Raw genomic sequence first — 12514 nt, 5'->3', positions numbered from 1 at the left:
AGCGCATGAAGCGGCCGGCAGCGACGTTTCGGCATCGGTTTCATGCGCATTCGAAAAATGGCTTGGGTCGACGCAGGTTACAGATAGCCGGGAAACGGCGTCACGCCGGTGAACACCGCGCCGGCGCCGTCGAAGTTGCCTTCGCCGAGAAACGCGTGCTGCGTGACGACCATCGCGTCGCGCAGCAGCCGCTGCAACGGATGCGTGCGATAGATCGCCGCCGTGCCGCCGAGACGGTATGCGCGTTCGACGACGCTCGCGCCTTCGCGTGCGATCTGCGTCGCCGCGAGCCGCAGCAGGCTGACCTGGTCGGGCGTCACCGGGTTGCCGGCGAGGATCGATTGCCACACGCCGTCGGTCGCGTCATAGAAGAACGCGCGTGCCGAGCGCAGTTGCGCTTCGGCCTTCGCAAGCTCGATGCGGTAGTACGCGCGATCGGCGAGACGCGGCGCGCCGGTCGTCGTCTGCCGGCCGCCGGACATCCGGTTCACGACATCGAGCGCCGCACGCGCGAGCCCGAGGTTGACGACGGCCAGCACTTGCGCCGCGTACGCGACGGTCGGGTAGCGGTACAGCGGCTCGTCGACGGTCGGCTCGCCGCCGCGCACGAAGGTCCACGCCTCGGGCACGAAGCGGTCGTTCACGCGCAGGTCGTGGCTGCCGGTGCCCTGCATGCCGACCACGCTCCAGTTCTCGACGATCTCGACATCGGCCGCGCGGAACACGGCCGTGCGCGGCTTGTTCGGTGCGGCGTCCTGCGCGCCCGGCACGGCGATGCCGACGCCGAGCCAGTCGGCGCCCTTGCAGCCGCTCGCGAATTTCCACGTGCCGTTCACGCGCCAGCCGCCCGGCGCGGCCTGCGCGGGCTGCACCGGGAACAGGCCGCCCGCGAACACCTGGTCGGGGCCGCTCGCGTACAACTCGGCCTGGGTCTCGAGCGGCAGCGCGGCGAGATAGACGTTCGCGGAGCCGAAGCTTGCGACCCACGCGGCCGAACCGTCGGCGGTCGCGATCCGTTCGATCATGTCGAGGAACGCGGTCGGCGCGAGCGCATCGCCGCCGAAGCGGCGCGGCGTGCCCGCACGATAGATGCCGGCCTGCTTGAACAGCGCGATCACGTCGCGCGGCACGTGCGACAGGCGATCGAATTCTTCGCGGCGCGCGGCGACGGTCTCGATCACCGCGTCGAGCGGCGACGACGGCGCGGCAACGATGCCTGCCACGGGCGGCGAGGACGGCGCGGGTTCGACGGCGAGGGCGGCTTGCGGCATGGTTGTCTCCTGGGGATAGGGGGCGATGTCGGTTTCGATTACGGGGCACACGATGGAGCCAGTCTAGAAACGCCGAAAACACGCAGCAATTGGTGCGTTGGGCCGCGCGACTGGTGAGGTTCCGTGCCAGCCTAAAGAAATCTTCAGATGCGATCGGCGCGCGCCGGTGCTATGTTGGGTGTCCGGCCGCGCGATGCCGCGCGCCTTCATCCGAATCCGATCATGAGTTTTCCCGACGAAGACGATTTCCACCGGCTGCTCGACGCGCTGACGACCTGCGTGCTGCTGCACGACGCGCAGACAAAGGCGATCGTGTGGGCGAATCGCGCCGCGTGCATCGCGCTCGGCTTTTCCGTCGAGGAATTGCTGCCGCTGAAGGCGCCGGACATGACACGTCCCGAACCGAAGTACCAGCGCGAGATCGCGGTGAGTGCATGGGATCGCGCGCTCGTCGACGGGCCGCAGGTATACGAATGGTGCTATCGATCGCGTACGGGCGTCGACATGCTGTCCGAGGCCACCGCGACCTACGTGCCGCTGCGCGGGCACGACGTCGTGATGGTGCAGTTCCGCGACATCAGCGCGGAAGAGGCGGTCCGCCAGCAACTGCGCCGCTACGAGGCGCGGCTGCGCGAATTCATGCAGGATCTCGACGAAGGCATCGCGGTCGTGACGCCGCACGGCGGCGTGCAGTTCATCAGCGAGTCGGGCCGCCGCGTGCTCGGGCTCGCGCCCGACGAATCGCTCGGCGAAGTGCTCGACTACTGCTCCGAGGCCGATCGCGACCGCCTCGTCGCACAACTGCGCGATGCGCCGTCGGCGTACCCGTCCGCGCCGCAGCGCTACCGGATCGTGCGGCGCGACGGCTCGCCGTGCTGGCTGCGCATCCTGTGCCGGCAGGTCGAGATCGAAGGCGATCTCGACGGGCTGCTCGTGCAGTTCCGCGACGTGAGCGACGAAGTCGCGATCGAGGACGCGCGGCGCGCCGAAGCGCGGATGCTCGAATACGCGGGGCGCTACAACGCGATGGGCGAGATGGCGAGCGTGATCGCGCACGAGTTGAGCCAGCCGCTCGCGGCCGTGCGCAACTTCATCGAAGGCGCGGTGCGGCGGCTGAACGGCAATGGCGCCGTCGACGACGCGATCTGGGGGCTGCGCAGCGCCGACCGGCAGGCCGAGCAAGCGGCGCTGATCATCAAGAGCGTGCGCGAATTCATCGTGAAGCGCGAGCCGGTCGTCGCGGTTGCCGACCTGCGCGACATCCTTTCCGACGCGGCTTACTTCATCGAGCTGCGTGCGAAGGAAGCCGGCGTGACGGTCTCGATCGTGCAGGCCGACGTGCCGCTGCCGATCCGCTGCGGGCGCGTGCTGATCGGGCAGGTGATCCTGAATCTGGCATTCAACGCGATCGAGGCGTTCGCCAGTTGCGAGCGTGTGCCTCGCACGCTGACGCTCGCTACGGCAAACGTGGCCGGGCACGCGGAGCTGCGCGCGATCGACAACGGCCCGGGCATTGCGGAAGATGCGCACGACCGGCTGTTCGACGGCTTCTCGTCGTCGAAGGCCGGCGGCAACGGGATCGGGTTGTCGCTGTGCAAGAGCATCGTCACGCGTCACGGCGGGCGGATCGCGGCGAGCCCGGCCGACGGCGGCGGGCTCGACTGCCGCGTGACGTTGCCGCTCGCCGGCACGCACGCGTAGCCGCTGCGTCGCGTCACGGCCGGGCAGCGACGCGCGGCGCACGATCAGCGCCCCAGCGCCCGCGCGGTCCGGCCGCCGATGCCGAAATCGGTGTTCGGAATGTCCTTGATGATCACGCGGGTGGCCTGCAGCGGCGCATCGAGCACGTGCGCGCCCACATCGGACAGCGCAGCGATCAGCGCGCGTTTCTGTTCGTCGGTGCGGCCGGCGATCAGGATCGCGACGATCACCGGCAGCGACGGCTGCGCGCCATCGGCGGCACTGCGGCCGCCGAGGCCGACATGCGTCGCGGGCAGTTCGGTGAGCAGCACGCGCACGGCGTCGACCGGTGCGCCGATCGCGTCGACGGTCGCACCGGTCAGCCGCGCGATCAGCTCGGCCTTGCGTGCGTCGTCATGGCCGGCCGGCAGGAAAACTTCGAGTGTGGGCATGGTGGTCCGGAAAGGTGAAGGTTGCCGGCTCACCTTTGCACTTTTGCAGCGGTGAACCGGCGACGGCTTACAGCAGGAAGCCGATCGCGCTGAGCGCTTCGGTCGAGTCGATCAGGCGCACGACCTTCTCGGCGATCCGCATCTCGCCTTCGACATCGACGTGCAGCTTGTGCGTGACGTCGGCCGCGAACAGCGTCGCGACGCCGCGCTTGTACGCGACGACGACCTGCGCCGATTTCAGCTCGACGGTGTCGGCGCTGCTGCTTTCCAGCGTGAAGCGCGACACGGTGCGCACCGTGCGCGCCGCGTCGGTCGCCGATGCCGAGTAACCGGACACCATCCGCTGCACGCGCTTCTCGCGCATGTCGCGATCGTCGAACACGTAGTTCAGCGTCGCCGCGAAATCGGTCGTGTCGGGATCGATCGGCACCACGTAGTGGCCGGCCGGATCCCACAGGTCGAGCCAGGCGCGGTAGTCGCGGCGGTCGAGCATCTCGGCTTCGCGCCACACGAATTCGACCGCGCGGGCGAAGGTCTGCTCGGAAAAGAGGGCGTTGCGGTCGTCCATTACTGTTGCTCCATCATCTTGCGCCATTGCTGGTAGGCCTCGCGCATGCCGGTCTCGTCGGTCGCATGGGCGGTCTTTTCGCCGTTCGCGGCGGTCGTCTCGCGGTTCAGCCCGCGGTTCACGAGGATCGGCACGTCGGGGCCCGCATGCGCGCCGCGCTGCACGCGCTCCCACGCTTCCGCGTCGTCGGGGCTGCCGAAGCCGAACGGGCCCTGGAAATGCTCGTGGATGCGCAGCCGCTCGCGGTTCGCCTCGTCGGGGCCGCCGTCCATCGCGAGCGCGACGTGGCGGATCTCGGTCTCGTTCGCGGCGATCGGCCGCAGCACGCGAAAGAACGCCATCGACAGCGCGAGGTTCGGGAACAGGTTCAGGTTGAAGCCGACGCCCATCAGCGAGCGCACGATGCGGCGCACTTCTTCCGGCGCGTGGCGCTCGGCGAGCTTCGCGGCGAGCGGCGCGAAACGCTCGGGCAGCGGCGCGCCGTCGTCGTCGTCGAGGTCGATCAGCTCGGGCATCAGCACCGCGAGGCTGTGGCCGTTGCCGAGCCCGCGGCAGAACGCGTCCTCGCTCGTCATGAAGCTCGTGATCGCGGCGGCCGTCTCGTCGTCGATCGATTTCATCCACGACTTGTGCACGACCGGGAAGTGGTAGAGGTCGGTCGTATTCTCGAGCTGGATCTTCCAGTTGCCCTTGAACTTGAACTTGTGCTCGCCGTTGGCCTTGATCGGGTAGCCGGCGCCCTGTTTCATGAACAGGTCGATCCACGGCTTCGCGCCGCCGAGGAAATCCTCGAGCGATTCGACGTCGTCGTTGAAGCTCGCGAAGATCAGCCCCTGGTACACGCCGACGCGCAGCTTCACGAGCGGCAGGTCGCCTTTCTCGCACACGCCTTCGTAGCCGTCGCCATACGGCAGCGCGCGCAGCGTGCCGTCGAGCGCGTACGACCAGCTGTGATACGGGCACGTGAAGCCCTTCGCATTGCCCTTGTGCGATTCGCACACGGTCGCGCCGCGGTGGCGGCAGCGGTTCTGCAGCACGTTGATCTCGCCCGTCTTGTCGCGCACAACGATCACCGGCTGGCGGCCGATCGTCGTCGTGATGAAGTCGCCGGGGTTCGGCAGCTCGCTTTCGTGCGCGACCCAGATCCAGGTGCGGTAGAAGATGCGGTCGAGCTCGGCTTCGAACAGCGCGGGATCGTGATACATCGCCGGCGCGATGCGGTCGGGCTGCGCGAGACCGTGCAGCGCACTGGTGTCGATCGTCTGGTAGGAAATGTCGCTCATCGTTGTCGTGGGGAAAGAGTCGCGAAATCGGGCCGCGTCATGCGCGGTATCGAGTACCCAGTCTCGTCTTCCGCTACATATCCGTCAAATTGATCTAAAATTAGCCAGTCAATAAATACGGCAAATAATGGAGGCAACGATGACGTCGGTCGATCATCTCGATCTGAACCTGTTGCGCGTGTTCCAGGCGATCGTCGAGGAACGCAGCCTGACGAAGGCCGGCGAGCGGCTCGCGCTGTCGCAGCCGGCCGTCAGCTATTCGCTCGGCCGGCTGCGCACGCTGTTCGACGATCCGCTGTTCGTGCGCACGCGCGCCGGCATGCAGCCGACGCCGGTCGCGCTCGAGCTCGCGGGGATCGTCGGCAAGGCGCTCGACATGGTGCGCGTGGCGTTGCGCTACGCGGAGCGTTTCGATCCGGCCACCAGCACGCGCACATTCCGGGTGTCGCTGTCGGATGCGGGCGAGATGGCGTACCTGCCGGCGATCTGCCAGGCGCTGCGCGAGCGCGCGCCGCGCGTGACGCTGAGCGTGCAGCCGCTGCCGGTGGAGGAGATCGAGGAGGCGCTGCGCGCGAGCCGGCTGGATTTCGCGATCGGCAACCTGCCGGAACTGATGCCGCGCACGCGCCACCAGGTGCTGTTCGAGGAAACCTACGTGTGCATGACGGGCCGTCGGCGCGGGCTGCCGGCCGGTGCCACGCTGAGTCTCGAGCCGTTCGTGCGCGCCGCGCACGTGAACGTGAAATCGGTCGAGCACAGCCACCACGCGCTCGACGACGCATTGCGCGCGCAGGGCGTGGGCCGCAACATCGCGCTCGAAGTACCGCACTTCGTCGCGCTGCCGAGCGTGCTGTCGGTCACCGATCTCTACGCGACGCTGCCGAAGCGGCTCGCGCAGATCCTGAACCGCGACAACGCGTTCCGTCTCTATGACCTGCCCGTCACGCTGCCGCCCGCGCCCGTGACGATGCACTGGCACGAGCACTTCCACGAGGACGAAGGCAACGCGTGGATGCGTGCGCTGCTCGCCGAGCTCGTCGAGCGATTCGACGACGTGTGACGGCGGCGGCGCGCGTTAGCCGCCTCAGAGATCCAGCACCAGCACCGCCGAGCGCGCGCGCGACACGCAGCAGCAGATCACCGTGTTGCTCGCGCGTTCGGCCTTGCTGAGGCAGTGGTCGCGATGATCGGGCTCGCCGTCGACGACGGGCACCATGCAGGTGCCGCACACGCCCTCGCCGCATGACGTGTCGACTTCGATGCCGATCCGCGCGAGCGCGTCGACGATCGACGTGTCGGGTGTCACGCGCACCGATTGCCCGCTGCGCTGCAACCGCACTTCGAAGCCGCCGGCCGGGCCGGTGCCGGCTTCGGCGTTGCCAGCTTCTGCGGCGACGGGTTCTGCAGCGAAGCGTTCGAGATGGATCGAATCTTCGGGCACGCGCGTCGCGGCCGCCGCGACGACCGCATCCATGAACGGCGCCGGGCCGCACGTATAGACATGTGCGTGCGCATCGATCGATTCGACGCAACGGCCGAGTTCGGCCGCGAGCGCAGCGGGTTCGACGCCGTAGTGGAACGTCACGTGCGGCGCGAACGGCTCGGCCGACAGTGCGTCGGCGAAGGCCGCATGCTCGCGGCTGCGTGCGAAATAGTGCAGCCGGTAGCGCGCGCCGCGCTTGTGCAGCGCATACGCCATCGACAGCAGCGGCGTGATGCCGATGCCGGCCGCGATCAGCACATGTTCGCTTGCGTCATCCGTCAGACGAAACAGGTTGCGCGGCGCGCCGATCGACAGTTCGGCGCCGACGGCCACGTCGTCGTGCAGCGAACGCGAGCCGCCGCGCGACTGCGCCTCCTTCTTCACCGCGAACAGATAGCTGCCGCGCTCGTCGGGGTTGCCGCACAGTGAATATTGGCGCGTGATGCCGGACGGCGCGGTGACGTCGATATGGGCGCCCGGTTCGTACGCATCGAACGGCTGGCCGTCGACGCGCGAAACCCGGAAACAGCGGATGTCCTGCGCCGCGTCGATCAGCGCGTCGATCCGGACCTGGTGGCGGTTCGCTTGCATGGGAAATTCCGTGGGGTAGGAGGAAAGCGGCGCCGCAGGCACCGCGCCGTCATGCGATCGAGAATAGGGACGGGCATCGCATAAATCAAATCGATTAAAAAGCGATGCCTGAATCAGCGGGATAAATAATGGTCGGGTGGCGGGCTTGCGCTCAGCGCACGGCGATCGCGTCGCCCGCATCGGCTGCCAGCGGCGCCGCTGCCGACGCGTGACCGCGTTCGCGATCGAGGCTGCGGCGATAGTGCCGGCAGCCGGCGGCGAGCAGCAGCGCGGCGAGCGTGGCCGCCGCGACGTTGACGATCGACATCGAATGGCCGACCGCGGCAGGCGCGCCGAACACGCGATCGGTGAACAGCGCGACGACGGTCGTGCCGATGCCGAGCGCGATCAGGTTCGACACGAGCAGGAACAGCGCGGAGATCTGCGCGCGCATCTGGTTCGGCGCGAGCGTCTGCATCGCGGCGGTCGACGTCGGCATCGGGAACGACGCGAAGAACATCGCGACGACCAGCATCGCCAGCGACGCGGGCAGGCTGTCGAGCTGCGTGAACAGCGTGGCGGGAATCACCATGCACGCGGCACCGATCGCGCCGGCGCGCATCGGTGCATCGGCCCGGCCGCGCCGCAGCAGCCAGTCGTTGAGCCAGCCGCCGCAGAACACGCCGGCCGTGTTCGCGACCAGCAACACGATGCCGAGCGTGTAGCCGGCTTCGACGGCCGTCATCCCGAAGCGGCGGATGTAGAACGCGGGCGTCCAGCTCAGCAGGCAGTACAGCGTCATCGCGTAGAACGAGAAGCCGAGGTAGTGACACGAGAAGGTCGCGCGATGCGTGCCGACGAAGCGCAGCGAATCGCGCATCGACACGCGCCGCACGGCGCCCGAGCGATCCTGCGCGAGCCCCTTGCGCTGCGGGTCGCGCACGGTCGCGGCGAACAGCAGCGCGACGAGGATTCCCGGCAGCCCGACGATCAGGAACGTGACCTGCCACGCGTGCACCTGCCCGACGACCGGCAGCGTGAACGCGCTCGCATGCTTGAGCAGCGCGATCACGTAGCCGCCGATCAGGAACGCGACGCCGCCGCCGATGAACGAGCCGAGCGAGTACACGGCGATCGCGCGCCCGAGCTTCTCCTTCGGGAAGTAGTCGGCGAGCATCGAATACGCGCCGGGCGACAGCGCGGCTTCTCCGACGCCCACGCCCATCCGCGCGATGAACATCTGCACGAAATGCTGGCTGAGCCCGCACGCGGCTGTCGCGACGCTCCACAGCGCGATGCCGAGCGAGATGATGCGCGGACGCGCGTAGCGGTCGGCGAGATACGCGACGGGCAGCCCCATCACCGCATAGAACAGCGAGAACGCGAAGCCGTTGAGCAGGCTGAACTGCGTGTCGGACAGGTGCAGGTCGCGCTTGATCGGCTCGATCATCAGCACGAGGACCTGGCGGTCGACGAACGAAAAGACGTACGCGAGCATGCAGATGACGACGACATACCATTCGTACGTATAGCGCTTGCCGTCGGCAGCGCGGGCCGTGGATGCGGACATGCGGATTCTCCAGGAGCGGGCGGTGGAAACACGCGGCGGCGGCCTGGCGGGCCGGGCGCCGTCGCGGCGCGAAAGCGTGCGGGTGACACGATCGGAGACGCAGCGTAGTCGGCCAAATTCGGCCGCCATAGCCGGAGTGACAGCGGCGCCACACGGACATTTACCGACCCGGATAAAGAAAACACCGAGGCCGTGCGCGCGGGCCGCCGCGCAGCGCGCGTGCGGCGGGGCGCGCGCGCCTCATGCGGCGCATCTATAAGCGTTATAGAGCGCATTGCGTCGACGTCCGAAATTGTCGTTCCTAGACTCGGCCCGTTTTTGATCGGCAGCGTTGGCCCGTTGCGGCGGACGCGCATCACATCACGCGGCGCGACGCCGACCGGCGCCGGCATTTCTACGGGACGACGAAGATGAACCAACCGAACGGGCGAGCCGACCGGCTTGCCGTACCGCTTGCCGCGCTGCTCGCGTGCCTCGCACTGCCGGCCGCCGCGCAATCGAGCGTGACGCTCTACGGCCGCATCGACACCGCGATCGAATACGCGAACGCCGGGCCGAACCACGTGACGCGCATGGGCAGCGGCAACCTGTGGGCGTCGCAATGGGGGCTGAAGGGTGTCGAGGATCTCGGCGGCGGCTACGCGACGATCTTCAAGCTCGAGGACGGCTTCAACGCGGGCAGCGGCGCGTTGTCGAACGGCAGCGCGCTGTTCGGCCGCGAGGCGTGGGTCGGCATCACGGGGCCGTTCGGCGGCGTGCAGTTCGGCGAGCTCTACACGATCCTGCACACGACGCTCGTCACGTACAGCCTGCCCGGCCTCGGCGCGGGGCTCGCATGGGGCAACGCGACCAACAACTTCGTCGGGCCCGCGTTCCTGCGCGTACGCAACTCGATGCGCTTTACGTCGCCGCGCTACGCGGGCTTCCTGCTGCGTGCGATGGCCGCGCGCGGCACCAACGGCGCGGCCGGGCAGCCGGCGACGCTCGGGGATACGTATGGCGCGGGCATCAACTACGTGCGCGGCGGGCTGTCGGTCGACGTCGACTACATGCAGCAGAAGTTCAGCCCGGTGGCGGCGTCCGTGCTCGGCGGCACGAGCCCGGCCGCGAACGGCAACTACACGCTCGGCGCGATTTCGTACAACTTCAACGTCGTGAAGGTTGCCGCGCTCTACATGCGCCATCGCGGCGGCCCCGACGTCGCGACCGCGATCGACAGCCAGAGCGCGTATCCGCACAGCGACATCATGGAACTCAGCGCGACGGTGCCGATCGGGCGCGCGTCGCTGCTGTTGAGCGTCGGCCATTACCGGAAGGTCGCGGACAGCGACGGCAACGCCGATTCGTACGGCATCCGCTTCGACTATCCGCTGTCGAAGCGCACGGTGCTGTATACGGGCGCCGCGATGGTGCGCAACGGCGCGCATGCGCGCTTCGTCGTCAACGGCGCGGCGGGCGGCGGTGTCGCGGTCGCCCGACCGGGCGCGACCGCGAGCTCGCTCGTCGCGGGCATCCTCACGTCGTTCTAGGCGTTCCAGTGGGCGCGCGCCCGTGCGCGGGCCCGCTTGCACCGCTACGCGCAGGCGGGCGGCTGCGGCGCGAGCCATGCGTCGAACGGCGCCTGTTCGCCGATGTTGAACAGTTCGAGCAGCAGCGCGCGCAGCCAGCGATGGCCGGGGTCCGCGTCGAAGCGCCGGTGCCAGTACGCATTGACGGCCCATTCGCCGGCGCCCGCGATCTCGTACAGCACGCACGGTTGCCGCGCGGCGAACGTGATCGCGATCGTCTCCGGCAGGATCAGCGCGTAGTCACCGTCCTGCAGCAGCGCGGGCACCACCATGAAATCGGGCAGCGCCGCGCGTACGCGCGGCATCAGTGCATGCCGTTCGAGCAGCTGCATCGACTGCGGGTGCGACGTGACCGCGACGAAGCGCAGCGCGTCGGGCGCCGCGCCGTCGAGCACGAAATCGTCGGGCAGCCCGATGCGCTGCGCGGTGCGGCGCGGCATCAGCAGCACGCAGCGCTCGTGCAGCAGCGCGGTGCGCTGGAAGTGGCTCGACGCATCCGCGAAATGCCCGAGCGCGAAATCGATGCGCCCCGATTCGAGCGCGACGTTGAGCTGGCATTCGTCGACGTGCAGCGTCTCGATCACTGCACCCGGCGCGCGCCGGTCGAACGCGGCGAGCAGCGTCGGCAGGAATGCGCTCGCCGCGAAATCGCTCATGTGCAGGCGGAACACGCGCTGCGTGCTGTCGGGTGTGAAGCGCGAGCCTTCGTCGAGCACGTCCTGCAGGATCGCGAGCGCCTTGTCGACGGAGATCGCGAGCCGCTGTGCGCGCGGCGTCGGCTCGACGCCGGTGCCGGTGCGCACGAACAGCGCGTCGCGGAACATCAGCCGCAGCCGGCCGAGCGCGTAGCTGACCGACGGCTGCGTGACGCCTAGCCGCAGCGCCGCACGGCCGACGTGCCGCTCCTCGTATACCGCACGAAACGTCTTCAGCAGGTTGAGATCGAGGTCCTGCACGCGCAGGCCGTCGGGCAAGTCGGCATCGTGCGCCGAAGCTTCGGCGCGGGCCGGGGCCGCCGGGCGGGCGGGGGCGGTGGGCGTCATCGTGGTTGCCTCGCGGTGACGGAAGGCGCATGGCCGTAGCGTCGCGCATACGCCTTCGCGAAATGGCCGAAGCCATGGATGCCGTGCGCGATCAGCACGTCGGTCACGCTGCGCGTGCCGCCGCGTTGCAGTGCCGCGTGCACGGCTGCAAGCCGGCGCTCGCGCACGTACGCGGCCGGCGTGGTGTGCAGGAACGTGCGGAACGCGTGCTGCAGCGTGCGCGGCGCGACGCCGGCGATCTTTGCCAGCGGCGCCAGCGCGAGCGGTTCGCCGAGATGCGCATCGACGTGATCGCACGCGCGCCGCACGTGCGCCGGCAGCAGCGGCGTGCCGCGCGCGAGTGCGTCACTGTACGAGTGCGGCAGGTGCGTGAGCAGCAGCGACATCAGCCACGCGGTGAGGTCGGCACCGAACACCGGCCCCGCCGTGCCGATGCCCGGCTGCGCGCCGAGCCGGCACAGGTACTCGAAGGTCGGCAACACGAGCGCGGCGCCGGTGCCGCCGCTCGCGAGTTCGAACTGCAGCGGCCGCGTGAGTGTCGCCTTCAGCATGTCCTGCAGCTTGCGTTCGAGCGCGTCGCGTTCGAGCCGCAGCACGAGGTTGCGGCAATCGGGGCTCGTGCGCAGGCGACTCGCGAGCGCCGGCGACGATACCGTCAGCTCGCCGGGGCCCGCGTGTGCGACGGCGCTGCCGGCCCGCAGCTCGCACGTCCCGGCGAGCGTCAGCCTGAACAGGAAGTGATCGGCATCGTCGCCGAAATCGATACGCGTTTCGCGGCCGTAGCAGAGTTCGAGCAGCGCGCCGTGGTGCAGCGGCACTTCATACAGTTCGGCATGAAACGGGTCGCGGCCGTACGCGGCCATCCGGTGCGGCCCGAGCCGGTGCGCGACCGCGCGTTCGACTTCGTCGGGCGCCTGCAGCGTGCCGAGCCGGTTCGGCGCATGGTGGGAAAGGGCGATGTCCATCGATAGACCTCGTAGCGGATGCACGGGCGCGGCGGGATGCGCCGCGCCGCGATTGCGTTGC

At 68.9% G+C, this 12514-nt stretch carries 11 protein-coding genes; 3 read left to right on the top strand and 8 right to left on the bottom strand.

All coding sequences use genetic code 11. From position 1 onward, the window contains the following. Window positions 1-77 precede the first annotated feature (77 nt). Window positions 78-1271 carry an acyl-CoA dehydrogenase family protein gene (locus tag DIE03_RS14125; RefSeq protein WP_124451238.1) on the bottom strand — a complete coding sequence of 398 codons (1194 nt, stop codon included), beginning with the start codon at window positions 1269-1271 and terminating at the stop codon, window positions 78-80. A gap of 147 nt (window positions 1272-1418) precedes the next feature. On the opposite strand from DIE03_RS14125, the gene DIE03_RS14120 reads away from it, so the two are divergent. Beyond that, window positions 1419-2972 carry a sensor histidine kinase gene (locus DIE03_RS14120; protein ID WP_124451236.1) on the top strand — a complete coding sequence of 518 codons (1554 nt, stop codon included), beginning with the start codon at window positions 1419-1421 and terminating at the stop codon, window positions 2970-2972. Window positions 2973-3016: 44 nt separating this feature from the next. Here DIE03_RS14120 and DIE03_RS14115 read toward each other — a convergent pair whose 3' ends face one another. The 3 genes from DIE03_RS14115 to DIE03_RS14105 all read right to left on the bottom strand — a co-directional run bounded on the left by DIE03_RS14115 (window position 3017) and on the right by DIE03_RS14105 (window position 5254). Next, a complete protein-coding gene (locus tag DIE03_RS14115) occupies window positions 3017-3403 on the bottom strand; it encodes a tautomerase family protein (RefSeq protein WP_124451234.1) in 387 nt (128 codons plus the stop codon). Between the two features lie 67 nt (window positions 3404-3470). Further along, a complete protein-coding gene (locus tag DIE03_RS14110; protein ID WP_124451232.1) occupies window positions 3471-3971 on the bottom strand; it encodes an aromatic-ring-hydroxylating dioxygenase subunit beta in 501 nt (166 codons plus the stop codon). Further along, the gene (locus DIE03_RS14105; protein ID WP_124451230.1) at window positions 3971-5254 is read right to left on the bottom strand and encodes a Rieske 2Fe-2S domain-containing protein; all 1284 of its coding nucleotides are present in this window, start codon (window positions 5252-5254) and stop codon (window positions 3971-3973) included. Before DIE03_RS14105 ends, DIE03_RS14110 begins: the two co-directional genes overlap by 1 nt. 139 nt (window positions 5255-5393) lie before the next feature. Between DIE03_RS14105 and DIE03_RS14100 the strand changes: the two genes are divergently transcribed. Further along, window positions 5394-6314: a LysR family transcriptional regulator gene (locus tag DIE03_RS14100; RefSeq protein ID WP_124451228.1), complete on the top strand. Its 921-nt coding sequence runs from the start codon at window positions 5394-5396 to the stop codon at window positions 6312-6314. 24 nt (window positions 6315-6338) lie between these two features. On the opposite strand, the gene DIE03_RS14095 is transcribed toward DIE03_RS14100, so the two are convergent. Both DIE03_RS14095 and DIE03_RS14090 read right to left on the bottom strand, forming a co-directional pair. Beyond that, window positions 6339-7328 (bottom strand): PDR/VanB family oxidoreductase, encoded by a 990-nt coding sequence (locus DIE03_RS14095; protein WP_124451226.1) that lies wholly within the window; start codon window positions 7326-7328, stop codon window positions 6339-6341. Between the two features lie 151 nt (window positions 7329-7479). After that, window positions 7480-8877, bottom strand: a complete 1398-nt coding sequence (locus DIE03_RS14090; protein WP_124451224.1) for an MFS transporter — start codon at window positions 8875-8877, stop codon at window positions 7480-7482. Window positions 8878-9287: 410 nt separating this feature from the next. On the opposite strand from DIE03_RS14090, the gene DIE03_RS14085 reads away from it, so the two are divergent. Further along, on the top strand, window positions 9288-10406 hold the full coding sequence (locus DIE03_RS14085; protein ID WP_124451221.1) for a porin: 1119 nt from the start codon (window positions 9288-9290) through the stop codon (window positions 10404-10406). 44 nt (window positions 10407-10450) lie between these two features. On the opposite strand, the gene DIE03_RS14080 is transcribed toward DIE03_RS14085, so the two are convergent. Beyond that, complete coding sequence (locus DIE03_RS14080; RefSeq protein WP_124451219.1) at window positions 10451-11488, bottom strand: LysR family transcriptional regulator; 1038 nt, start codon at window positions 11486-11488, stop codon at window positions 10451-10453. Further along, window positions 11485-12453 carry an AraC family transcriptional regulator gene (locus DIE03_RS14075; protein ID WP_124451217.1) on the bottom strand — a complete coding sequence of 323 codons (969 nt, stop codon included), beginning with the start codon at window positions 12451-12453 and terminating at the stop codon, window positions 11485-11487. Before DIE03_RS14075 ends, DIE03_RS14080 begins: the two co-directional genes overlap by 4 nt. Window positions 12454-12514 lie beyond the last annotated feature (61 nt).

It is taken from the genome of Burkholderia sp. Bp8992, from assembly GCF_003853705.1.
Classification (GTDB): domain Bacteria; phylum Pseudomonadota; class Gammaproteobacteria; order Burkholderiales; family Burkholderiaceae; genus Burkholderia.
Note: the sequence above shows the minus strand (reverse complement) of the source record. Positions and strands in the feature narration are given on the sequence as shown.